General features: G+C 39.1%; 21 protein-coding genes. 12 read left to right on the top strand and 9 right to left on the bottom strand.

Annotated features, from left to right (window positions below):
- Positions 1 to 610: 610 nt before the first annotated feature.
- Positions 611 to 1,969 (bottom strand): tRNA uridine-5-carboxymethylaminomethyl(34) synthesis GTPase MnmE, encoded by a 1,359-nt coding sequence (gene mnmE / locus AC04Q1_RS03275; RefSeq protein WP_478361767.1) that lies wholly within the window; start codon positions 1,967 to 1,969, stop codon positions 611 to 613.
- A 243-nt stretch (positions 1,970 to 2,212) separates the two neighbouring features.
- Between mnmE and AC04Q1_RS03280 the strand changes: the two genes are divergently transcribed.
- Complete coding sequence (locus AC04Q1_RS03280; RefSeq protein ID WP_478361769.1) at positions 2,213 to 3,337, top strand: AI-2E family transporter; 1,125 nt, start codon at positions 2,213 to 2,215, stop codon at positions 3,335 to 3,337.
- A gap of 191 nt (positions 3,338 to 3,528) precedes the next feature.
- Here AC04Q1_RS03280 and AC04Q1_RS03285 read toward each other — a convergent pair whose 3' ends face one another.
- Positions 3,529 to 4,305 carry a sulfite exporter TauE/SafE family protein gene (locus tag AC04Q1_RS03285; protein WP_478361771.1) on the bottom strand — a complete coding sequence of 259 codons (777 nt, stop codon included), beginning with the start codon at positions 4,303 to 4,305 and terminating at the stop codon, positions 3,529 to 3,531.
- A 75-nt stretch (positions 4,306 to 4,380) separates the two neighbouring features.
- Positions 4,381 to 6,153, bottom strand: a complete 1,773-nt coding sequence (argS, locus tag AC04Q1_RS03290) for an arginine--tRNA ligase (protein WP_478361772.1) — start codon at positions 6,151 to 6,153, stop codon at positions 4,381 to 4,383.
- Positions 6,154 to 6,455: 302 nt separating this feature from the next.
- On the opposite strand from argS, the gene AC04Q1_RS03295 reads away from it, so the two are divergent.
- The 5 genes from AC04Q1_RS03295 (at position 6,456) to AC04Q1_RS03315 (ending at position 12,733) form a co-directional block, all read left to right on the top strand.
- Positions 6,456 to 7,901: an arginine deiminase family protein gene (locus AC04Q1_RS03295; RefSeq protein ID WP_478361773.1), complete on the top strand. Its 1,446-nt coding sequence runs from the start codon at positions 6,456 to 6,458 to the stop codon at positions 7,899 to 7,901.
- Between the two features lie 124 nt (positions 7,902 to 8,025).
- Complete coding sequence (gene ctlX, locus AC04Q1_RS03300) at positions 8,026 to 8,940, top strand: citrulline utilization hydrolase CtlX (RefSeq protein WP_478361775.1); 915 nt, start codon at positions 8,026 to 8,028, stop codon at positions 8,938 to 8,940.
- A gap of 411 nt (positions 8,941 to 9,351) precedes the next feature.
- Positions 9,352 to 9,930 (top strand): PhnA domain-containing protein, encoded by a 579-nt coding sequence (locus AC04Q1_RS03305; protein ID WP_478361776.1) that lies wholly within the window; start codon positions 9,352 to 9,354, stop codon positions 9,928 to 9,930.
- A 360-nt stretch (positions 9,931 to 10,290) separates the two neighbouring features.
- Positions 10,291 to 11,679: an arginine decarboxylase gene (locus tag AC04Q1_RS03310; RefSeq protein WP_025146786.1), complete on the top strand. Its 1,389-nt coding sequence runs from the start codon at positions 10,291 to 10,293 to the stop codon at positions 11,677 to 11,679.
- Between the two features lie 157 nt (positions 11,680 to 11,836).
- Positions 11,837 to 12,733: a DUF72 domain-containing protein gene (locus tag AC04Q1_RS03315; protein ID WP_478361779.1), complete on the top strand. Its 897-nt coding sequence runs from the start codon at positions 11,837 to 11,839 to the stop codon at positions 12,731 to 12,733.
- A 142-nt stretch (positions 12,734 to 12,875) separates the two neighbouring features.
- Here AC04Q1_RS03315 and AC04Q1_RS03320 read toward each other — a convergent pair whose 3' ends face one another.
- Positions 12,876 to 13,373, bottom strand: coding sequence for a DUF1579 domain-containing protein (locus tag AC04Q1_RS03320; RefSeq protein ID WP_478361781.1), 498 nt, complete (start codon positions 13,371 to 13,373; stop codon positions 12,876 to 12,878).
- A 173-nt stretch (positions 13,374 to 13,546) separates the two neighbouring features.
- Here AC04Q1_RS03320 and AC04Q1_RS03325 point away from each other — a divergent pair, with 173 nt between their 5' ends.
- The 6 genes from AC04Q1_RS03325 (at position 13,547) to AC04Q1_RS03350 (ending at position 20,350) form a co-directional block, all read left to right on the top strand.
- Positions 13,547 to 14,101: a PH domain-containing protein gene (locus AC04Q1_RS03325; protein ID WP_478361783.1), complete on the top strand. Its 555-nt coding sequence runs from the start codon at positions 13,547 to 13,549 to the stop codon at positions 14,099 to 14,101.
- 172 nt (positions 14,102 to 14,273) lie between these two features.
- Positions 14,274 to 14,987, top strand: a complete 714-nt coding sequence (locus AC04Q1_RS03330; RefSeq protein ID WP_478361785.1) for a 3'-5' exonuclease — start codon at positions 14,274 to 14,276, stop codon at positions 14,985 to 14,987.
- Positions 14,987 to 15,244: an Imm32 family immunity protein gene (locus tag AC04Q1_RS03335; RefSeq protein ID WP_478361786.1), complete on the top strand. Its 258-nt coding sequence runs from the start codon at positions 14,987 to 14,989 to the stop codon at positions 15,242 to 15,244. Before AC04Q1_RS03330 ends, AC04Q1_RS03335 begins: the two co-directional genes overlap by 1 nt.
- A complete protein-coding gene (locus tag AC04Q1_RS03340) occupies positions 15,244 to 16,947 on the top strand; it encodes an ABC transporter ATP-binding protein (RefSeq protein WP_478361788.1) in 1,704 nt (567 codons plus the stop codon). The genes AC04Q1_RS03335 and AC04Q1_RS03340 overlap by 1 nt, the downstream gene beginning before the upstream one ends.
- A 249-nt stretch (positions 16,948 to 17,196) precedes the next feature.
- Positions 17,197 to 19,329 carry a ribonuclease R gene (gene rnr / locus AC04Q1_RS03345; RefSeq protein ID WP_478361790.1) on the top strand — a complete coding sequence of 711 codons (2,133 nt, stop codon included), beginning with the start codon at positions 17,197 to 17,199 and terminating at the stop codon, positions 19,327 to 19,329.
- Between the two features lie 46 nt (positions 19,330 to 19,375).
- Positions 19,376 to 20,350, top strand: a complete 975-nt coding sequence (locus AC04Q1_RS03350) for a polyprenyl synthetase family protein (protein WP_478361792.1) — start codon at positions 19,376 to 19,378, stop codon at positions 20,348 to 20,350.
- Positions 20,351 to 20,471: 121 nt separating this feature from the next.
- On the opposite strand, the gene AC04Q1_RS03355 is transcribed toward AC04Q1_RS03350, so the two are convergent.
- The 5 genes from AC04Q1_RS03355 to AC04Q1_RS03375 all read right to left on the bottom strand — a co-directional run bounded on the left by AC04Q1_RS03355 (position 20,472) and on the right by AC04Q1_RS03375 (position 24,678).
- Positions 20,472 to 21,329 (bottom strand): hypothetical protein, encoded by an 858-nt coding sequence (locus tag AC04Q1_RS03355; protein ID WP_478361794.1) that lies wholly within the window; start codon positions 21,327 to 21,329, stop codon positions 20,472 to 20,474.
- A 325-nt stretch (positions 21,330 to 21,654) separates the two neighbouring features.
- A complete protein-coding gene (gene rpmA / locus AC04Q1_RS03360) occupies positions 21,655 to 22,080 on the bottom strand; it encodes a 50S ribosomal protein L27 (protein ID WP_478361796.1) in 426 nt (141 codons plus the stop codon).
- Between the two features lie 52 nt (positions 22,081 to 22,132).
- Positions 22,133 to 22,444 carry a 50S ribosomal protein L21 gene (gene rplU / locus AC04Q1_RS03365; protein ID WP_025146774.1) on the bottom strand — a complete coding sequence of 104 codons (312 nt, stop codon included), beginning with the start codon at positions 22,442 to 22,444 and terminating at the stop codon, positions 22,133 to 22,135.
- Positions 22,445 to 22,707: 263 nt separating this feature from the next.
- On the bottom strand, positions 22,708 to 23,082 hold the full coding sequence (locus AC04Q1_RS03370) for a hypothetical protein (protein ID WP_478361798.1): 375 nt from the start codon (positions 23,080 to 23,082) through the stop codon (positions 22,708 to 22,710).
- 213 nt (positions 23,083 to 23,295) lie between these two features.
- Positions 23,296 to 24,678, bottom strand: a complete 1,383-nt coding sequence (locus AC04Q1_RS03375) for a dicarboxylate/amino acid:cation symporter (protein WP_478361800.1) — start codon at positions 24,676 to 24,678, stop codon at positions 23,296 to 23,298.
- Positions 24,679 to 24,684: the final 6 nt, after the last annotated feature.

The raw sequence follows: 24,684 nt of genomic DNA on the forward strand, positions 1-24,684 counted from the left end.
CGATACTGATGTGATCTCGCATTCATCAGATTGATTTTAAACGCTTCTGAGCGTCTTTTTAATGGATTTACCGGCTTCATCCGAAGAATGATGGAATGGTGATCTAAAGGAAAGCAGGAAATGAGTACCCCGAACGGGAAAACGCGGAGTGCCTAGGAGAGGAAGTAGATTTGCTGCTAAGCCGCTATGCGTTCAGGGGGAAAGGAATGACTTAGCAAAAAATCCGGCAGCCAAATTCGTGTACAGTTTTGCTGAAATACGCATTCTAACCCTGTATGCTCTTTTTGCGCAATTGTCACCGCAATACTTAGTCCGACGAACTCATGCCCGAGTATTGGCAGATTCTCGTAATCTTAATATTCGAACTCATAACATTTTATTTTTCGGATATGAAGACGCATTAAGGTACATTAGAGTACAATAAGATACCTTAAGCAAAGTTAATTCTCCGAGATTAAAAAGATTATAAGAGTTCAGCTTTGAGGGACAAATGCGGGACAAATTTTACCAAAATAAAGCAAAACATTAAAAACTTGGCCAAAAAACAATTCAACATAAACAGTTAATTTTCAACACTTTATTTTGTTTTGCTTTGCTTAATTTTACCGTCTTACTTACCGATGCAAAATTTCGTAAAAATATTCTCCAGTAAATCATCCGTTGTAACCGTACCCGTTATCTCGCCAAGATAATGTAAGGCCTGTTTGATATCCATGGCCAAAAAGTCTGAAGTTACCGGATTATCTACATTAGCCAATACACGTTGCAGTGCGTGCTCGGTTTGTTTCAAAGCCTCCACATGGCGGATGTTGGTAACCAATGTTTCGCTGGTATTGATGTGGTGTAAGTTTACCTGCTCCAATAAAGTTGTTTTCAACTCATCTATACCCTGTTTTTCTTTAGCAGAGATAAATACCACATTTAAAGTTTCGAAAGCTTTACGCTGAGCATTAGCCATCAGATCGCTTTTGTTCAGCAGGATTAAATATGGGATGGCCAACTGTTCTAAACCGCGGACCTGCTCTTCAATTTCCGAAATGCTTTGCGCCGCATCAGCCATATAAATAATCAGCTTGGCCTGCTTCATTTTCTCTAAAGTACGCTCTACGCCCAAAGCTTCAATAATATCGGCGGTATCTCGGATTCCTGCTGTATCGATAAAACGGAAAACGATGCCACCAATCGTCAGTTCATCCTCTATGGTGTCGCGGGTGGTTCCGGCAATATCTGAAACTATGGCACGTTCTTCATTCAACAGTGCATTCAATAAAGTAGATTTACCCACATTAGGTTTACCTGCAATTACAATCGGGACGCCATTTTTAATCACATTCCCCATTTCGAATGAAGAGATCAAACGTTGTAAAACGTAATTGATTTTATTCACCAGGTTTTTTAGCTGCTCGCGGTTAGCAAATTCTACATCTTCCTCAGCAAAATCGAGTTCGAGTTCAATCATCGAAGCAAAATGGATCAGCTGCTCACGTAGTCCCTTTAGTTCAGTAGCAAAACCACCGCGCATCTGCTGCATCGCTACATCATGCGAAGCTTTCGAATTCGAAGCAATTAAATCGGCCACCGCTTCGGCCTGACTTAAATCGAAAGCACCATTTAAAAAAGCACGCAAAGTAAATTCGCCGGGTTTGGCGGCCCGTGCACCTTTGCTAACCAAAAGATTAATAATCTGTTGAATAATGTAATTAGAACCGTGACAAGAAATCTCCACCACATTTTCTTTGGTATATGATTTTGGCGCAATAAACAATCCCGCAACCACCTCATCAACAATATGATCACCATCTTTAACTAAACCAAAATGTAAAGTATGTGAAGCCTGCTTTTCTAAATCTTTCCCTGAAAAAACCTCATTCGTCAATGAAATAGCTTCCGGACCAGATAAGCGGATTACGCCAATGGCACCAGAACCCGAAGGCGTAGATAAAGCAATAATGGTATCTTGATTGTACATGTGCTGTTTTAAAGCTGCAAAAATAAGCCTAATCTGTGGGTATATCGTGTATGGGAAGTAATTTTTTTAACTGCCGGGTAATCGGTTAACTGTTTAAACGGGTTAATCGATGCCCAATGCCAAATTCTCAACTCCAGGCGTAGCTGTTAACTGATGCTAAACGCCCATCGCCCCGCCCGAAAAGAACTTTTTAAAACATTTTCACTACAAATCTGTTAAACCTGAAATCAGAATAAGCTTTTTATGTTGAACAATTTACCCCTAACCGTTAAACGGTCTATAGAGTTATTGGGCCTTATGGCCATTGTAGCTGTTATGGTTATCGGCCGCGATATTATCATGCCGATGTTAATGGCTTTCTTTATTAGCATTATGCTCCTACCCGTTTATCGCTTTTTAAAACGTAAAAAAATTCCTGAATCGCTATCCATCATCATATCCATTTTATTGGTTGCGCTCTTTGTAGCTCTCATTATCTGGTTCTTTTCCAATCAGATTGGCATTTTAGTTAAAGATTTCCCACAGATAAAAGCCAATGTTACGCAACATATCAATTCGTTAAGCGATTGGATCAGCCGCATAACACATTATGATGATAAACAACAAAAAGCTTTTATACAAGGCAAAAGCGACGATTTGATGAACATGGGTACCTCGCTAGCCGGTGGTGCAGCGGTTACGCTGAGTGGTATTTTTGTATTTATCGGTCTGTTGCCTATCTATATTTATCTGATGCTCTTCTATAAAGACATTTTATTGCGTTTCATTTTTATGTGGTTTAAAACAGATGACCACCCAAAAGTGAAGGAGGCCATTTATGAAACCGAATCGATTATTAAAAGCTATTTGATAGGATTATTGATCCAAATTACATACATGACCATTTTACTGGGTGGGATACTGATGTTGATCGATATTAAACATGCGCTGTTAATCGGGGTAATTTTCGCCATTTTAAATCTGATTCCTTATGTTGGAGCTTTAATCGGTAATGTAATCGGCGTATTGCTCACACTTACCTCTTCACAAGAATTGTGGCCGGTGGTTACCGTTCTGGGCGTGATTGCCTTTGTTCAATTCTTAGACAATAATATCCTGATGCCCCGCATTGTAGGCTCTAAAGTAAAAATAAATGCATTGTTTGCCATCCTCGGCGTATTTATAGGTGGCAGTATCGCTGGAGTCTCGGGAATGTTTCTGGCCTTGCCAATTGTGGCGGTATTAAAAATTGTTTTCGACCGTACAGAATCCTTTAAACAGTGGGGTGTATTATTGGGAGATGAGCGTCCGGCCAAAAGCCCTATGACCTTCCCTAATTTCAGAAAAAAGAAGCCCGTGGCAACTAAAACAGGGATTGAAAAGGGGTAGTTTGAGTTTGGAGTTTGGAGCTGGGAGTCCATAGTCCATAGAAAGAAAAGGGATTCAGAGTGAAGATTTAATCAGGAATATTAATTATTTTGTAATCAGTTCATGGTCAATAGTCAGATAGCCAATTTAAGGTCGGCCATCTGCTTTACTAATGAACCAATGGCCGATGAACTATTAAACTAAAAACCATTTCACATCATCAGTTTTGTCTTCAAAATATCATAGGCAAACCTCAAAATGGTTCCAAATACAACGATCAGGAAGAATACCCTTACAAATTTATTCCCTTTAAGTAAAGCCAGTTTTGTTCCAAAGAAAGCTCCACTCAGGTTAAAAATAGCCATGGGTACCGCATATTGAAACAAGATATGCCCGGTAGAACTGAAATAGATAATAGCCGCCAAATTGGTCGCCATATTCACGATTTTCGCATGTGCACTGGCACCGATAAAATCGAAACCCAATACCGCAATAAAAACCAGAATGAGGAAAGAACCCGTTCCCGGTCCGATTAGGCCATCATAAAAACCGATCAATATGCCGAATAGGCCTGCCATTAAAACCTGCTTTTTAACAGAATGGTCTTTCTCCTGATGGATGCCAAACTGTTTATTAAAATAAGTATAAAGCGCAACCAAAATCAGCACCACCAGAATTACAGGTTTAATCACCGAATTATCGATCCTGCTCACCAAAAAGGCACCCAAAAGTGCGGCACAAAATGCAGTAAGCACACAGGCGGCAAGCACCTGATAATTAAACCGGACCTCTTTCGAGTATTTAAAAGCAGCAAGTGTAGTGCCTGCCAGGGATGGGATTTTGGTAGTCCCTAAAAGTGTAGCAACAGGATAATGGGGCAAAATAAGTAAAATGGCGGGAGTTTGTAGTAAACCGCCGCCACCCACAATAGCATCTATAAATCCGGCAGCAAAAGCAACCAGAGAAAGTAAAATCAATTCGTACATCATGAGCCAGGATTTTTAGGATGGCAGGAATTAAAGATCAGATCTATCATTTACATTTTCCATCTCACTTCATCCATTTTACATCCGCTCTGGCGAAGTAATCCCTAAAATCAGCATTCCGGCTTGAATAATATCAGCAGTTTTCTTGCTCAGGTTCAAACGGAACTGCTTTGTTTCAGCTTCTTCTGTTTTCACAATTGGCGGTACCTCATGATAAAACTTATTAAACAGTTTTGCCAGCTCGTATAAATAGTTGGCCAAACTTGCCGGACTATATGCTTTAGCTGCAATCTCAATTTCCTTTGGATACTTAGCTAAATGCAAAATCATTTCCAATTCTACATCAGAAATACCAGTGTAATCATCACTTGTTAAAGCGAATTTATAATCTGCTTTAGTGAGCAAAGACTTGGTTCTCGCATGAGTCCATTGAATAAAAGGACCAGTATTTCCCTGAAAATCAATACTTTCATTTGGATCAAAAAGTAAACGTTTCTTAGGCTCAACCTTTAAAAGGAAGTATTTTAAAGCACCTAAACCGATATTTTTATAAAGTTCTTCTTTATCGGCTTCGCTGAAATCGTTGGTTTTACCCAATTCTTCCGTTTTCTCGCGGGCGGTGGTTACCATGCTTTCAATCAGTTCATCAGCATCAACAACGGTACCCTCACGGCTTTTCATCTTACCATTTGGTAAATCAACCATGCCGTATGAAAGATGGTATAACCCTTTCGCCCAGCTTTTCCCCAGTTTCTCTAAGATCAAAAACAACACTTTGAAATGGTAATCCTGCTCATTCCCTACCACGTAAATCGACTCATCCATATTGAAATCGTCGTGTTTCATTTCGGCAGTACCCAAATCCTGTGTAATATAAACCGATGTTCCATCCGCACGTAAAACCAGTTTCTGGTCTAAGCCATCAGCAGTTAAATCGATCCAAACAGAACCATCTTCCTTTTTAAAGAAAACGCCTTTCGCTAAACCTTCATCAACGGTGCCTTTTCCCAATAAATAAGTATTGCTTTCGTAATAGAATTTATCAAAATCTACCCCAAGGTTTTTATACGTGACATTAAAACCTGCATAAACCCATTCGTTCATGGTTTTCCAGAGCGAAACCACTTCTTCATCCCCTGCCTCCCATTGCTGAAGCATGGTTTGTGCAGCTTTAATCAATGGTGCGTTTTTCTTGGCTTCTTCTTCTGTTTGTCCTTCGGCTTTTAAAGCTTCAATCTCTTTTTTGTATTCTTTATCAAAAATCACATAGTATTTCCCAACCAGGTGGTCGCCTTTTAAACCCGTGCTTTCGGGTGTTTCACCATTGCCCCACTTTTGCCAGGCCAGCATCGATTTACAGATGTGGATCCCACGGTCGTTAACCAGGTTTACCTTCACCACATCATAACCGTAAGCTTTAAGCAACTCCGAAACCGAATAACCCAATAAATTATTACGTACGTGCCCCAGGTGAAGCGGTTTATTGGTATTTGGCGAAGAATATTCTACCATTACCTTTTTACCGTTTGGCGCATAAACCCCAAAATCGGGTGCTAAAATTTCTTCGTTAAACTGTTTCAAGAAATAACTTTCGGCAATGCTTAAGTTTAAAAAACCCTTAACCACGTTAAATTTAGTTACATCGGTTACATTGGCAACCAAATATTCACCAATTTCATTCGCGGTCTGCTCTGGCGATTTTTTCGAAATTTTGGTAATCGGAAAAACAACGATTGTTGCCTGTCCTTCAAATTCTTTACGTGTTTCCTGTATGTTGATTACACTTTCGGCTACTTCTTCCTGATAAAGTTCAAAAATGGCTTTCTGTGTTGCGGCAATAATAAAATTCATGCGCCAAAAATAGAGAAAAAAGTCCGAAGTCGGGAGACCGAAGTCCGAAGATTTTTTAGCCTAAATTTCAATTTTTACTGTTTTTGGAGGGTTTGGAAAGGTAAGGTAGTGCCGGTAGGTTCCGATAGGCCTTCTTTCCGCTATAGTCCCGATTAAAGGAATCGGGAGCTGCCGCTATTAAGGTTTATTAAACTGGCTATGTGCAATAAATAAACTCTTCTAAATAACCGTCTATCTCAAATCTCTCCTCTCAATTCTCATATCTGAATTTTTCTAATAGATTTGCAATAACTAATTTATTTATGAGCGAGCAGAACCCAAATTTTAAAGTGAGCGTTAACACCGAAATCGGCAGGTTGCGTAAATTATTAATACATAGTCCTGATAGTGGATTGGGCAAAGTAGTACCCTCTAAGGCGCAGGATTGGCTTTTCGAAGATATTGTACATTTAGATACCATCCGCAAAGGCGAATACGATTATTATATTAAATTGCTGATGTATTTCCTTGATCCCGAAAAGATTAAAGGAAAACTTGCCGATATAGATTCAGAAGCATCCGAGCGTAACTTTTTTAAACCCAACCACCCCGATTTTCACAATTCTAAATCTGTTATCGAGATCCAGAACCTGTTGAGCGAAATGTTGGAGAACGAGTCCATCCGTAAAAAACTGGTAGCGGCAGTTTGTGCCATCGAAGGTTGTACTTATAAAGTACAGCTGGAATTAACCAATACCGATCCGAAACAATTGGCAGAGATTTTTATCTCCGGAACACTGGCCAACGATACCATGATTTTTGCGCCGATCCCGAATTTAATTTTCACCAGGGATGTGGGTACAACGATTAACAATCATATTCTGTTAAACAAACCCGCAAAAAAAGCACGGGTGCGCGAAACGCTTTTAATGCGTTATATTTTCTTCAACCATCCGTTGTTTGAAGCATACCGGAACAACATTCTCGAAATTCCGGATGTTACGATGCACTTTTTGCGCCCTGGCGATGAACCTGCATTTAGTACCACTTTAGAAGGTGGCGATGTAATGATGGTGAGTCCAAACCACGTATTGATTGGCTGTAGCGAAAGAACATCAGAACATGGTGCAAACGAAGCGATTAAACTGCTGTTCGATCAGGATGTAGTAGAGAAAGTTACCGTGGTAAAAATACCAAGCAAACGCGATTATATGCATTTAGATACTGTTTTTACACAGGTTAAACGCAATACCTGGGTTATCCTGAATTCAATTGCGCATTCGCCGAAATACAACCCTTACGAGCCGATCAATTTTTTAAAAGAGCCCGAAAAACTGGAGGCAACCACAGCTATTCAGTTTACTAAAGCCAATCCACAAGAGCCTAAACACTTTGAACATGTAGAAGCTTTGTTGAATGATATCAGTCAGAACGATTTAAACAGCAGCGAACCAACCAAAATTATCTATAGCGGAAACAACCAATTCCCATACGATTCGCGTGAGCAATGGACAGATTCGTGTAACCTTCTGGCCATTAAGGAAGGTGTTGTTTTGGGTTACGACAGAAACGACAAAACCGTAGAAGCTTTTAAAGCTGCCGGTTTCGATGTAGTAGATGTAAAAGATTTAATCCAGGATTTAGAAAGTGGCAAAGTAAATGCCGAAACCATAACCGATACGCTGATTTTAATGCCTTCGGCAGAATTATCACGTGCCCGTGGCGGTTTCCATTGTATGAGTTTACCGATTTTAAGAGACAATATTTGAGGTTTAAGGCGTAAGGTATAGGGTTTAAGGTTAAATTTGCCTATAGTATAATTGCCTGATATTTAATGAATACTTTTTGGGGCAGTATGAACCTTAAACCTTACGCCTTTTACCTTTCACCATTATGCAGACTACCAACCATATCCTCATGATCCGCCCTGTTGATTTTAAATTCAATGCGCAAACCGCAGGGAATAACAAATTTCAGATGGCATCAACCGAAACCAATGTACAAAAAGAGGCTTTAAAAGAGTTTGATGCCTTTGTTGATTTATTAAGAAAAAACAATGTAGATGTAACAGTGGTAGATGATACCTTACAACCTGAAACGCCCGATTCTATTTTTCCAAACAATTGGGTTTCCTTTCATGAAGACGGCTCAGTATATCTTTATCCAATGTTTTCTGAAAACCGCAGGTTAGAACGCAGAAAAGAAATACTGGATGGTTTAAAAGAAAACTTTGAGGTTAACCACATCAGCGATTTGAGCTTTTACGAACAACAACATGCGTTTTTAGAAGGAACTGGAAGCATGGTATTAGATCGTACCAACAAAATTGCTTACGCCTGCTTAAGTGTGCGCACTGATGAAGAAGTGCTAAACAACTTTTGCATGCTTACCGGATATGAACCAGTGGCTTTTCAAGCGGTAGACGGATCAAACTTCCCGATTTACCATACCAACGTCATGATGAGCATCGGCGACCGTTTTGCGGTAATCTGTCTGGATTCGATTAAAGATCCTGAGGAGAAATTAAATGTAACCATCAGTTTAAAAGGCAGTGGAAAAGAAATCATTGAAATCAGCCTGGAACAGATGAACAAATTTGCAGGCAATATGTTACAGGTGACCAATGCAGAAGATGAAAGTTTATTGGTGATGTCGGAGCAGGCTTATTTGTCATTAAATACAGAACAGATTGCTGCGCTTGAGCAATACAGCAGAATAATTTACACACCACTGTATACCATTGAAAAAAATGGTGGCGGCAGCGCCAGGTGTATGCTGGCTGAGGTGCATTTACCATTTAAGGCTTAATGGCTAGTGGCGCACCAGCCAAATAAATAAAAGTTGGCGAGCGACCAACCTTGAAATTAGACTTTCCATTGCCTGCCATGGTTCGTGTCTCCACGAACCATTTTTATTTTTGCCACGGAAACACAGACAACACGGAAACCCCTTCGCCTGGATACAATCGCTATTCAACCCTCAATAGCAGCACCAGTTCAACTTAAATAAACCTGATCGGAACGAACACGAGTGCAACGAGTAAAGTGGAGAGCAGGGCTAACCCAAACCGATAAAAACAGGAACTTGCTTTCCAAATAATCAGCAAACATGCTCTCCATCTCTAATGCCGTCGAAATGATAATTTATGTTTGCTTCTCCCCCTTTACAATCATCTATTCCGATTAGTTTTATTACTTTCGCCAAAAATCCAGTATCAAGATGTCTTTAGCACAAGAATTACAGACCCGTTCGGGTAATAAATGCGAATTATGCACTTCCGAAGCCAATTTATCGGTATATGAAGTGCCGCCTACCAGTAATGCCAATAGCGATAACAGCATTTTAGTTTGTAAAACCTGCTTAAACCAGATTGAAAAAACAGAACAGCTAGAGCCCAACCATTGGAAAATATTAATAGAAACCATGTGGTCGGAATTTGCCCCGGTGCAAGTTGTGGCCTGGAGAATGTTGAGCAGGTTAAGAAATGAAGGCTGGGCGGCAGATAGTCTGGATATTTTATATCTTGAGGATGAAACTTTGGAATGGGCTAAAAAAACCGGCGACCATGAACAAGATGGAACGGTAGAATTTCATCAGGATAGTAACGGCACGCGTTTATTTGAAGGTGATACTGTGGTTTTGGTTAAAACACTGGATGTAAAAGGCAGTACCATAAGCGCAAAACTGGGTACGGTGGTTAAAAACATTAGATTGGTACACGACAACACCGAACAGATTGAAGGTAAAGTAGAAGGACAAACCATTGTAATTTTAACCAAATACCTCCGCAAAGGATAAAACTTTATTTGAGGATTTAAGCGGTTCAATAGGCCGCTCGCGATCAAAACCCCAAATCTCTACACTGACCTTGCCAGGTAAACCTGATCGGAACGAACACGAGTGCAACGAGTAAAGTGGAGAGCAGGACAAACCCAAACCTATAACAACAGGAACCTGCTTTCCAAACCCCTAAACTCAAAGCACACTACACACTCTTTTCCAGACATTTAATAAATTAATCCACCCTATTTACCCGAAAAAACAATTTGTACTTAAATTTTGTAGTTAGGCTAAGCGTTTCCCTACAGTAAAAATATTTTTATTAAAGATTAATTATCGATTTAAAATTACATTTTTGCAAAAATTATTTAAAAGTAAATGCAGAGTTACTCAGAATTTCTTGATCTAAGTGTTGGTTTCCCGCAAGAGGGTTTCGATGTTATAGATGATGAATTATATTTTCAGGATTTAAACCTGATGGAAATGATTGAAACTTACGGTACTCCCCTACGTTTCACCTACTTACCAATGGTAAGTAAGAAGATTCAACAAGCGAAGATTCTTTTCCAGACCGCTATTTTAAAGAACAACTATCGTGGCGATTATAAGTATTGCTATTGTACAAAAAGCTCGCATTTTAAGCATATTGTAGAAGAAGCTTTAAAAAACAACATCCACCTGGAAACTTCTTCGGCATTTGATATGCCGATGGTTGATGCTTTGGAGAAAAAAGGTGTATTAACAAAAGACACCACCATTATTTGTAATGGTTTTAAAACCTACCAGTATAAGCAATATATTATCGATATGTTGCACGATGGTTATACCAATATAATCCCGGTTTTAGACAACAAAGAGGAATTTAACCTTTTTGATGATGAGGTTGATATTGATACACCTTGTAACCTGGGTATCCGTATTGCGGCTGAAGAGCAACCAGATTCGCAGTTTTATACTTCGCGTTTGGGTGTACGTATGGAGGATATCATTGATTTCTACAATAATAAAATTGTGCACAACCCTAATTTCAGGGTTAAATTATTGCACTTTTTCATTAACTCGGGTATTACCGATTCGCCTTATTACTGGAACGAGTTAGAGAAATATGTAACGCTGTATTGCAAATTCAAAAAAATCAATCCTGATTTAGATACCCTTGATATTGGTGGCGGTATGCCATTTAAAGACTCGTTGGTGTTCGATTTCGATTACGAATATATGGTAAACGAAATTGTGAAAAGGATTAAAGAAATCTGCGCCATCCACGAGGTAATGGAACCAGATATTATTACCGAATTTGGTAAATATACGGTTGCTGAAGCTTCTGGTATTTTGTATAAAGTTTTAGGCCGTAAACAACAGAACGACCGTGAGCGTTGGTTGATGCTGGATGGTTCTTTCATCACCAATTTGCCTGATGTTTGGGCATTAAATCAAAAATACATCTTATTGCCGATCAACAATTGGGATGCGGAATACGAACGGGTAAACTTAGGTGGTATTACCTGCGACGGACAGGATTATTACAACCAGGAAGCGCACATGAACAGTGTATTTATGCCCAAAACGCGTAAAGTACAATATTTAGGCTTCTTCCACACGGGTGCTTATCAGGAGGTATTGAGTGGTTATGGTGGTATCCATCATTGTTTATTGCCAAGCCCTAAACACGTATTGATCCGTAGAAACCGCGATGAAAGTTTCAACTTCGAGGTTTTTGGAGAAGAACAGAACAGTAAGCAGGTATTAAAGATACTGGGTTACTAGTTCAGTTTGCAGTTTGGAGCTCTCCCAAATAAACTTTCAACAATAGATTAAAGCAAAAACAAGTTTTTTATTTTTACAATATATAGATACCTTAGTTAAATAAACTAGGGTATTTTTTTGCCTTAAACCTTTTAACTGACACTAAAAACCTCTAAAAATGCAATTCGGTAAAGTAGACGACCCTTCAATAATAGATTATACCCTTCCTGCTGATGCGCCTGAAACAGCCGCGGTTTTAGCAGCAAATAAACCTAAACAAGCTTTCAAAGCTTACGTGGGTTGTGCCAAATGGAACAAGGCCGATCTGAAAGGCTTTTATCCAAAAGGGACCAAAGATGAGTTGACTTATTATTCTACTCAATTTAACTCCATTGAGTTAAATGCTACCTTCTATGGTATGCCTAGCAGTGAGCAGGTAATTACCTGGACGCAGAAAACACCAGCGGATTTTAAGTTTTTCCCTAAACTGACCAATACCATCAGTCATTTTAAAAGGTTGATCAATGTTAAAGAGCCTGTGGAGCAATACTGTGATGCTATCAGCAATTTTGAAGATAAATTGGGCATGGCTTTCCTTCAGTTGCACGATAATTTTAAGCCTAAAGATTTCGAAAGATTAAAAACCGTGATCAACGAATTCCCAAAAGTGATTCCATTGGGTGTTGAGGTGAGGAATGGTGAATGGTTTTCAAACCCAGCCATTGCCAATGAATTTGCGCAACTGTTTCAGGATAATGGCGTTGCCAACATTATTGTAGATACGGCGGGCAGAAGAGATATGTTACATATGCGATTAACCTCCCCTACGGCTTTTGTTCGATTTGTGGGGGCAAATGATGATGAAATTGATAAAAAGCGTTTAGACGATTGGATTGAGCGAATAGTAGATTGGAAAGAGCAGGGTTTGGAAAACTTATATTTCTTTGTCCACCAAAATGTAGAGCTTTCCTCACCGTTATTCTCCGCATATTTTACCGATAAATTAAATAAAGCTGTAGGAACAGATTTAAAAATCCCCGTGATGGCGAACCAAGCTTCACCAAGTTTGTTTTAACCGATAAATAACCTATCAGGTTTCGGAAACCTGATAGGTTTGAGTATAGTGCTGGTCGAGATTTGCAATCTCGTCCGAATGAGTTGTGGATTTGTAATCCACTTAAGAAAGTTCGAGATTTGTAATCCCTACCAACGACATTTTACTTTCTGTTATAAACCGTTTCGGTAGCTTTTGCCTCATCCCCTTCCGGCGAAATATTATAGGCAGTTAATACAAACTTATTATCATCAGCAATTTCTAAAGTTGTTCTCCAGCCCCAGAGCTGTTCGCCATATTCCGGACTACCATATTCTCCAAAAACCGAAAAACCAACCGTAGTCGCTTCACCGCCAGAAAGCATGATTTGTGTCCCCATATGGAAACTATCCACCCAGCTTATAGTAAACCTCTGGTAAGGAATATCGAAACCAATAATCATTTTACCTTCAAAAGCTTTGCCATCAAGGCTTCCCTGATAATCAAGCGAAATAAACCGATCGCCCAAAATGGAAGTAATCTTAGCTTCAGCAGGAGATTCATCTGCCAACACATCTTTTTCGAACCAGGTTTTAGTTGTTCCTTTCCAATCACCAGTTAACTTTTGGAGTTGCCTATGAGCACCATCTGCTAAAGATTGCTCGAATTTACTTTTTGCCATAACCAAACTTATCAAATAAATTTTCAACAAAAAATATATGGAGACTAAAAACAGGTGAAACAAAAGTGATTTATTTTATCGAATTTTAATATTAAATTAAAGCTTTACTGAACAAAGACCTAGAAATAACAATTTACACAACTAGCAATAAAACCAAACAATCCAATAAATAAATGACAAATTACGCAATCGAAAACGAACTAAATCCTAACTTAAGCACAGGCGAAAAATTAATATGGACAGGAAAACCTAAGACAGGAATTTTATTTAGAACCTCAGATGCATTTTTAATCCCATTTAGTTTGCTTTGGGGTGGCTTTGCTGTATTTTGGGAAACAGGTGTCATTACATCTAATGCACCTTTTTTCTTTAAGCTATGGGGAATTCCTTTTGTTCTGGTTGGATTATATATCACAGTAGGACGTTTTTTTGTTGACGCAAAAAAGAGAGCAAATACCGTTTATGGAATTACTTCTGACAGGATTATTATTAGCACTGGAATATTTAGCAAAGAAATCAAGTCCTTAAATATCAGAACGTTGAGCGACATCACAATTAATCAAAAAGCTGACAATAGCGGAACAATTACCCTAGGACCAACGGATTTTAGATATGCAATGATGCAGGGAATAGAATGGCCCGGTATAAAGCAACCAGCCTCCCTTGAGTTAATTGAAGACGTCAAAAACGTTTACGATAAAATAATCAACCTCCAACGACAAAAATAATAGCTTAACTGAAAGGTTTGGATCCCGATATCTGCCTTAACACAAAGCTATTCAAATTTAATCACTGATTGTAACCACTCATCTAAACGAGGAAACCCAACAAAACAATAATAATAACAAACTATGATTATGAACAGAAAACTGTAAATTGTTAACTGAAAACTATCTACATATGTTAAAGGCGTTAGATCTCAATCAGGTAATGGTTATCGATATCGAAACCGTACCTCAATACCCATCTTATCAGGATGTGCCGCCCCATTTACAGGAACTTTGGGAACAGAAAACGCATTATCAAAGAAATTCAGATCAAAGTCCTGAGGAATTTTACGAAAAAGCAGGTATTATGGCCGAATTCGGTAAAATAATCTGTATCAGTTTAGGAATTTTTAATGTACAGGATCAATCTTATTCTCTGCGGATCAAATCTATTTTTGGTCACGACGAAAAAGAAATGCTTTTGCAGTTTTCCAGTCTCTTAAGCAAACAAGCGCCTACTTTAATGTTCTGTGCACACAACGGTAAAGAATTCGATTTCCCTTATTTATGTCGCAGGTTATTGGTTAATGGCATAGAAATCCCCATTCAGTTACAGCTTTCGGGCAAAAAGCCCTGGGAAGTGAACCATATCGACACCATGGAACTTTGGAAATTCGGCGATTATAAAAATTTCACTTCCTTAAACCTATTGGCTGCAATTTTGGACATCCCTACCCCAAAAGATGACATTAACGGTTCGCAGGTAAGACAGGTTTATTATGAAGAGAAAAATCTCGATCGGATAGTAACCTATTGCCAGAAAGATGTAATTACTACCGCGCAGGTGCTGTTAAAATTTAAAGGAATGGATATAATTTCAGCAGAAAATGTTACCATTGTAACGTAATGAAAATTGAATTAAATATTCCGGAATATTCCAGAGAAAGCGGAATGATTTTTAGTTGGGAGGATGGATTTACCATAAAAACTGATGTAACCGAAAATCAGATTGTTATTGCCGCTAATAAAGAAGGATTAATTTCCCTTGCAAAACAGCTACTCTTTTTAGCGCAGGATAAAGCTCCGGTTGACCATCATTTTCATTTAGATGAATATAATTGTTTAGAAACAGGATCAAAAGAACTCGTGATTACAAAAATCTGATGCTAAACGTTGAAAACCTAAATATTGATTTTTATAACCAGGAAGAAAAAACCTGGTTTAAAGCCGTTAAACGAATCAGTTTTAATGTAAAAGAAGGAACGGTTTTAGGTATTGTAGGCGAATCGGGCTCCGGAAAATCGGTCACTTCCTTCTCCATTATGCGTTTGCACGATGAAAAGACTGCAAAAATTACGGGTGAAATCGATTTTGAAAACGTAAGTCTGCTCAACTTCAATTCAAATGAAATCCGTCAGATCAGGGGAAACCAGATTTCGATGATTTTTCAGGAACCCATGACTTCATTAAATCCTGTTTTTACTTGCGGCGAGCAAGTGGCCGAGGCCATTATGCTACACCGAAAAGTAGATAAAGCAGAAGCAAAAAAACATACCATCGCTCTTTTTAATGAGGTGCAACTGCCCCGCCCCGAAAAAATATTCGATAGTTATCCGCACCAGATATCGGGAGGACAAAAACAGCGGGTAATGATTGCAATGGCGCTAAGCTGCGATCCGAAATTGTTAATTGCGGATGAACCCACAACTGCATTAGATGTAACCGTTCAGAAAACAATTCTTCAGTTGCTTTTAAAACTGAAAACTGAACGGAACATGGCGATGATCTTTATTTCGCACGATTTAGGTGTTGTAAATGAAATTGCCGACGAAGTTGCTGTAATGTATGAGGGAGAAATCGTAGAACAAGGCCAGGCAAAGTTTATTTTCGAAAATCCGCAACATCCTTATACCAAAGGCTTGCTCGCCTGCAGGCCTTCGCCTAACTTACAGCTAAAGAAATTACCAGTAGTGGCCGATTTCCTTACTGGAAAAATTGATGATGCCTCAGCGCATTTACAAGCCTCAAATCAGTTAACAGACGCTGAAATTGCTTCCAGAAGAAATAAACTTTATGCACAGAAACCTTTGCTTCAAATCAAGGATCTTTGTACCTGGTACCCCATTCGTAATGGCCTTTTCGGCAAAACTACCGATTATGTTAAAGCTGTTGATCAATTGAATTTCGAAGTTTTTCCAGGAGAAACTTTAGGTTTGGTAGGCGAATCGGGCTGTGGCAAAACCACTTTGGGCCGGACTATTTTAAGATTGATCCAACCTACTTCCGGCGGGATTATTTTTAATGGAGAAGACATTACCCACCTCAACAAAACAGATTTAAGAAAATTAAGAAAAGATATCCAGATCATATTTCAGGATCCCTACGCTTCATTGAATCCTAAACTAAGTATCGGTCAATCGATCATAGAGCCCCTACAGGTACATCAATTACACCGTAACAATGCCGAACGGAAACAAAAAGTATTGGAATTATTGAATAAGGTGGGTTTAAAAGACGAACATTATAACCGCTATCCACATGAGTTTAGTGGCGGGCAAAGGCAACGTGTAGTAATCGCAAGGGCCTTAGCTTTGGAGCCCAAATTTATCATTTGCGACGAATCGGTATCAGCTTTGGATGTTTCCGTGCAGGCGCAGGTTTTAAACCTGATTAAAGATCTTCAGCGCGAATTCGGACTTACCTACATCTTCATTTCTCACGATCTGGCTGTAGTAAAACACATTTCTGACCGTATTCTGGTGATGAATAAAGGAAAAATAGAAGAAGAAGGTTTCCCTGAACAGATCTTTTATGCCCCAAAAGCGGAATATACCAGAAAGTTGATTGCAGCTATTCCGGGGAATTGATATAAAATGGGAAATGGATAGTCCATAGGATGGAATGGTTGTTAGTAAGAAGGTTTAATCCAGAATTAATTACTATGTTCACGGTCATAGTCAGATCGCCATTTTCCATAACCACCATGGCTATAAACCAGCAGCCAATTCAAAGTCGGCAATTTGCTCAATTAATGAGCTACTCAATACCCTCCATTATCCATTTTCCATCATCCATCTTACATATTTTCTGTATCTTCGATAAATTCAGTTTAGCATATGGCAAAGAAAAAATCGGCAAATATAAAATTGGTTCTGAATCAATTGGTTAGTGATGTTTTTGAGAAAAACAATAATCAGCTGCTTAATTACAAGCAGGTTTCGGCCAAATTAAATTTGAACGATCAGGAATCTAGAGAAACCATACTCGAGATCTTAAAAGAAGGGAAAAGTGCAGGCATTTTCTTAGAACCGGAGAAAGGTAAATTTAAACTTAAAGAGCTGCAAAACTTTATTATTGGTACGGTTGATATGACCGCCGATGGTTCAGCGTATATCATTCCGGAAGATGAATTTGAGAAGGATATTTTTGTAGCACCCCGAAAACTTAAAAATGCCTTACATGGCGATACCGTAAAAGCTTATGTTTTCGCAAAGAAAAGCGGCCGTAAAAATGACGGGGAAGTTGTAGAAATCATTAAACGTGCAAAATCAGATTTCACCGGTGTAATCAAGATCTCCGATCGTTTTGCATTTGTAATTGCAGATGATAAAAAAATGATGCACGATATTTTTGTACCGTTGGCCGATACCCACGATGCTAAAAATGGTCAGCGTGTATTGGTAACGCTATCCGACTGGCCAGAAAGTGCTAAAAACCCCATCGGTATTGTTAAACATGTGCTTGGCAACCAGGGTGAAAACAATACCGAAATGAATGCCATTTTAGCACAGTACGGTTTTCCTTTAGAGTTTCCACCTCAAGTTGAACGCGAAGCCAATGCCATCCCAGAAGAAATCCCTGCAGCAGAAATTGCCAAAAGAAAAGATTTTAGAAAGGTTTTAACTTTTACAATAGATCCGGCAGATGCAAAAGATTTTGATGATGCCATCTCCTATCAAAAACTACCTAACGGAAACCACGAGATTGGTGTGCATATTGCCGATGTTTCGCATTATGTAATCCAGGGAACCGACTTAGATAAAGAAGCTTATAGCCGTGCTACCTCTGTTTATCTGGTAGACCGTGTGATACCGATGCTGCCCGAACGATTGAGTAATGGCGTATGCTCATTACGCCCACATGAAGATAAATTGTGTTTTGCAGCAGTGTTCGAACTGGATGAGCAGGCAAATATCCAATCAGAATGGTATGGCAGAACAGTAATCCACTCCGACAGGCGGTTCAGTTATGAAGAAGCACAGGAAGTAATCGAAAATAAGGCTGGCGATTATGCTCAGGAAATACTAAAACTGAATGAGCTGGCTTACATCCTCCGCGACCGTAAATTTAAAAATGGCGCCATCAGTTTCGAAAGTACAGAAGTTAAATTCAAACTTGACGAATCGGGTAAACCGATCGGTGTTTACGTAAAGGAGCGTAAAGATGCCCACAAACTGATCGAAGACTACATGCTTTTGGCCAACCGCAAAGTGGCTGAGTTTATTGCCAAAAAAACCAGGGGAAAAGATAAACTGACCTTTGTTTACCGTGTGCACGATTCGCCAAACATGGAAACCTTAAACACTTTTGCAACTTTTGCTTCCCGTTTTGGTTATAAAATCAACACGAAATCAGATAAAGAAATCGCCAGATCGCTAAACCATTTAATGGCCGATGTAGAAGGCAAAAAAGAGCAGAATATTTTAACTTCTCTGGCCATAAGGTCAATGGCCAAAGCGATCTATTCGACTAAAAAAACCAGCCATTATGGCCTTGCCTTCGAATATTATACGCACTTTACTTCGCCAATCCGCCGTTATCCGGATGTAATGGCCCACAGGCTTTTACAAACTTATCTGGATGGCGGAAAATCAGCTGATATGGAATTTTATGAAGTCGCCTGCGTACATTCTTCCGCAATGGAGAAAAGAGCTGCCGACGCTGAACGTGCATCCATTAAATACAAACAGGCCGAATACCTTGAAAACAATATCGGAACCGAATACAAAGGTATTATTTCGGGTGTTACCGAATGGGGCATGTATGTAGAGATAGAAGAGAACAAATGTGAAGGTATGATCCGCTTAAGGGATATATCAGACGATTTTTATGTACTCGATGAGAAAAATTACTGCATTGTTGGTCAACGCAAGAAGAAAAAATATCAATTAGGAGATGAAGTAATGATCAGGGTAAAAAAAGTAGATCTTTCTAAACGTCAAATCGATTTTACCTTAATTCCAGATTAAAAATATAAACTTTGTGTCCTAAACACGGGTTTACGCAATAATTACAATGCATACTACAGAACAATTACAACAAATTTTAGATACTGCAATACAAAATTTAAAGTTCCCGGATCACCCTAAACAGCTGTACGATCCGATTACTTATATCATTAATCTTGGCGGAAAACGCGTAAGACCTTTATTGGTTCTAATGGCTACCGAGCTGTTCGGAGAAGATGCAAACGAATCGATCCATGCAGCAATGGCCATTGAGGTTTTTCATAATTTTACGCTCGTTCATGATGATATTATGGACAATGCCCCTCTCCGCAGGGGAAAAGCTACCGTTCACGAAAAATGGAGTATCAACACCGCCATTTTAAGCGGTGATGTTATGATGGTGGAAGCAAATAAAAACCTGGCGAAGGTTAACCCCGCTTTTCTTGGCCCGGTATTAAATACATTTAATGCAACGGCACAAGGTGTTTGCGAAGGTCAGCAGCTGGACATGGAATTTGAAGGCCGTGATGATGTAAGCATTGAAGAATACATCAATATGATCAGGTTAAAAACCGCTGTACTTCTGGGTGGTGCATTAAAACTCGGTGCCATTATAGCTGGCGCTTCCGAAAAAGATGCAGATCTAATCTATCAGTTTGGCGAAAATATCGGTATCGCTTTCCAGTTACAGGACGATATTTTGGATGTATATGCCGACCCTGAAAAATTCGGAAAACAGGTTGGTGGCGATATTATTGCCAATAAAAAAACCTTCCTGCTGTTAAAAGCCTTTGAGCTTGCCGAGGGAGAAACCAGGACATCATTAAATACCTGGACAGGATATAAAGAATTCAACGCACAGGAAAAAGTAGATACTGTACGCCAGGTTTACGATACCTTGGATATCCAGGACATTGCGAAGGAAAGCATGAACAGCTACCTCAGCAAAGCCTTAAGTGTGTTTGCACAAATTAATGTGAGTGATGAAAAGAAGTCAAATCTTTTAACACTTACGGAGCAGCTAATGGCAAGAGAATATTAATTAAAAGAGTTGTCAACTTTTATAGCTAACGGGCAAGAAAGCTGACAACTTTATACTTTTTTTTACTCGTCAGTCCTGGCTTCCAGAAGAAAGTCGGGACAAGTGTTCGAATACAAATAGGTTAAGCTTTTACTAACTTATATTTAATCCAAAAATCAGAGGATTTAGATGCTGTTTCACCGCCTTCTTGTGGACGTTGACCGCCACCGCCTCCCCCCATTCTTCCGCCACCCATACCACCACGGCCACCGCCGCCCATTCCTCCGCCTCCCATTCCACCTCTACCGCCTGATCTACCACCTTTACCTCCGCCTGCACCTTCAGATCTGCCATCTCTCTTAAAACCAGATTTATTCGGCTCATTAATTTTAATATTGTATACCAATGGCTTTTTAAGGTCAAAACCTATCTGTAATTGTGATAAAGGGATACTCAGTTCGTAAATAAGATCTCTGTTGGGATGGATACTCATTCCGATTTCAATTCCATCTTGATTGATAGCTGGCAATTCGCCATCAGGAATATTTTTAAAGCCTGAAACGCGTATACCTTTATTCATAGCCGCAGGATCATGTAGCTCAGCATTTCCATCTGGCGATATAGGAGCGCGCTCACGATGCCCCTCTCCTTCCTTAGGCATCGGAGGTCTATCCATTAAGGGAAAGGTTAACTTCATGCCATCTTTCTTTTTGCCCTCAGTATTAATGTTTAAGGTAATGCCACCTCTCAACACACTAAAGGTTGTCTGGGGATCGAGCGACTCAATAATAATGTATAAATTTTGATCATCGTTAGCCAGTGCAAAAGCCAGTTTTGTGGCGTCGTTGTATTGGTTAAGCGGTTCGTTCCACTCGTTCGATACGCCGTCGGCTTTGAATGGTTTCACCATGCGGATATTTTCTTCTATATCCTGTGCTTTAGCTGATAAACCACAAAGAATGATGGAAAAAACAGATAAACTGAGGGTTTTAAAATTCATCGTAAAATAATTAAATAATGATACACGAATGTATTGCGATGAATTGTTAAATTTTGTTATTTAACATGGTTTAACACTAGTTGAGTTTGGAGTCGGGAATTTTAGGTTTGGCGTCGGTTAAGCAATCCACTCAAGAGAGGTTACTATGCGCGGAGCCGAAGGGCCATTACCGCCTGGAGTTCGGAGTTTGGAGCTGAGCGTCAATTAACCGATTAACCAATTTATACAGTTAACCGCAATACATGACAAATAAACCAGTGAACCATATAAAAACAAAAAAAGTCCTGATGAAAATCAGGACTTTTCTTTATAACTTTAATACTAATTATTCTGCAGGTGCAGCTTCTTCAGTAGTTTCGTCTTTTTTAGCTTTTTTAGCAGGGGCTTTTTTAGCAACTGGTGCTGCTTCAACAACCTCTTCAGCTACAACTTCTTTCTTTGCAACCGCTTTTTTAGCAACTGGTGCTTTAGCTACTGCTGCTTCGATTTCTGCTTCTGTAATAGGAAGGATAGACACATAAGATTTGTTATCTTGTTTCTTTCTGAAAATTACAGTACCATCTACTAAAGCGAATAAAGTGTGGTCTCTACCAATTCCAACACCTTTATCAGGGTGGTGTTTTGTTCCACGTTGACGTACTAAAATGTTTCCAGCGATAGCCAATTGCCCACCGAAAATTTTAATACCTAAACGCTTACTATGCGATTCACGTCCGTTTTTCGAACTACCGGCTCCTTTTTTGTGTGCCATGATTTTATATTTTGTAACTCGCTAAAAAGCGAATTATTGGGTTAACAATTAATTATAGAGTGATGTCAGAAATCTGAATCTTGGTGAAAAACTGGCGGTGACCATTTTTCTTTTTGTAACCTTTTCTACGTTTTTTGTGGAAAATAATTACTTTATCACCTTTTAAATGAGATACGATCTTAGCTGAAACTTTAGCACCTTTAACTGCAGGAGCTCCTACAGTAATTGCACCACCGTTGTCAACCAACAATACATTATCAAATTCAATACTAGCGCCTTCATCTCCTTGTAATCTGTGTACAAAAAGGTGCTGGTCTTTAGCAACTTTAAATTGCTGCCCTGCTATATTTACTATTGCGTACATTGTTTAAATATTAGTTTTATAATTTTTATTTAACGAGGTGCAAATATAGAACAAATTCAATTAACACACAAACACATATCGAAAATATTTTTCAATTAATTCTACTGGATCAGGATTTGGAGGATTAATGGATTTCAAGATCAATTTATCAGGTATTTAATTGTTAAAAACACCAAGCGTGCAACCCAAATGCAAGACCAGCTAACCGACCTCAACCTCGTTATATCAACTTCTGATTCCCGACTTCATAGCTCGGACTAATTCTACTTACCACTTCTCTTTTCAGCCATATTTAAAACTTCCTCGATAATCTTTCTCATCTGTACAGCAGCATCCAGCAATTTAGGATTACCATCAAAATCTCCGTATACCACCACATGTTTTGTTTTCTCTTTGTATTTGAATAACATATCGTAACGTGGCACAGCCATTGCTTTTGCACTCTTTTTCCCGATGGTATCCGGAAAATTCCAAAGTCCGATTTCGTTTGCTTTAGTGTGCATGTATAAGATATCGTCGCTCTTTAAGAATATTTTCTTATGAACAACAGAATCTACATTACTGATGTACTGGTAATCGCCGGTTGCAGAATTATAATGATTTTCTAAGGTATCTTTCACACCCCATTTATATTCCATTGATACAAAATCCTTTTTTCTGAATGGTGCATTTTGAATAATGGGCTTATAATAAACGTAACAATAAATAATCATTGGCACGATGATACTAAGGGCTAAGAATATTTTTTTTCCTCTACTTGACACTTGATGTTGAATTATTGATTAACTGAATGATTGAATGAGTGAGTAATGTAATTATTGATGATTAGATAAGACTCCAGACTAAGGACTCTAGACTGTTGACTCTTTAAGCTCCCCTTCCCACTTACTTACTACTGCAGTTGCGATGCTATTTCCTACTACGTTGGTTGCCGAACGGCCCATATCCAACAAGGGATCAATACCGATTAACAAAGCCAATCCAGCTTCGGGGATATTAAAACTTGCAATGGTTCCGGCAATTACCACTAACGACGCCCTTGGCACACCTGCAATTCCTTTACTGGTTAACATCAGGATTAAAAGCATCGAAATCTGTTGCTCAAAACCCAAATGAATACCATAAGCCTGTGCAATAAATAAGGAAGCAAAGGTCATATACATCATCGAGCCGTCTAAGTTAAATGAATAGCCCAATGGCAATACGAAACTTACAATTTTATCTTTACAGCCAAAACGCTCTAACAGCATCATTGTTTTTGGATAGGCGGCTTCACTGCTTGCTGTACTAAAAGCCAGCAGCGCTGGTTCTTTCATATCATTTACCAAATGGAAAATGCGTTTTTTCAACACTAAAAACCCCAAAAAGATCAATACACACCATAAAATCCCTAACCCAAGGTAGAACTCACCGATAAATATGGCGTAGGTGTTCAATACATTGAGACCTTGTTTAGCCACAATGGCGGTCATGGCTCCAAAAACTGCTAAAGGGGCAAAATTCATCACATAACCTGTCATTTTTAAAATCACATGTGCAATGGCATCAAATGCTTTGATCACAATCTGCCCTAAATCGCCAATAGCGGCTGTTGCTACGCCAAAAAACAAAGAGAATACCACAATCTGTAAAATCTCATTGTTAGCCATTGATTCGGCAATACTCTTGGGAAAAACGTGCGCAATAAAATCTTTAACACTCATTGATGCCTTCTGGATCCCTGTATTGACCAATTGATCAGGTAACGATAATTTCATATGCCTTCCAGGCTCGAATAAGTTTACTAAAATCATCCCCAGTACCAACGACATTAATGACATGGCCAGAAACCAGCCCAGCGTTTTGCCTCCAATCCTGCCTACAGCTTTAATATCGCCCACCTTGGCTACGCCAACCACCAGGGTTGTAAATACCAGGGGCGCAACAATCATTTTAATCAGGCGAAGAAAAATATCACTTAATAACGTAAAATATTCTAGTTTTTTCTCCCGGATATCTTCGTTTTCTTTCTTGATTTTGGCGTTGGCTTTTCGCTCTGCTTTAAGCTGTATGTACCCTATACTGGTGGTATCGGTAGTTTTGGCTATACTTACCTCTATGCTTTTAACTTTCGCATCCGCGTTGAGTATATTCTGATTGTACACATCGATTGAATTGACATTTAAAATATAGCCTAATGCAATACCCGCAATCAGCGCTAAAAAAATGAAAAGCGTGAGTTTGTTTTTCTTCATGAATAT

The organism is Pedobacter humicola, assembly GCF_056490705.1.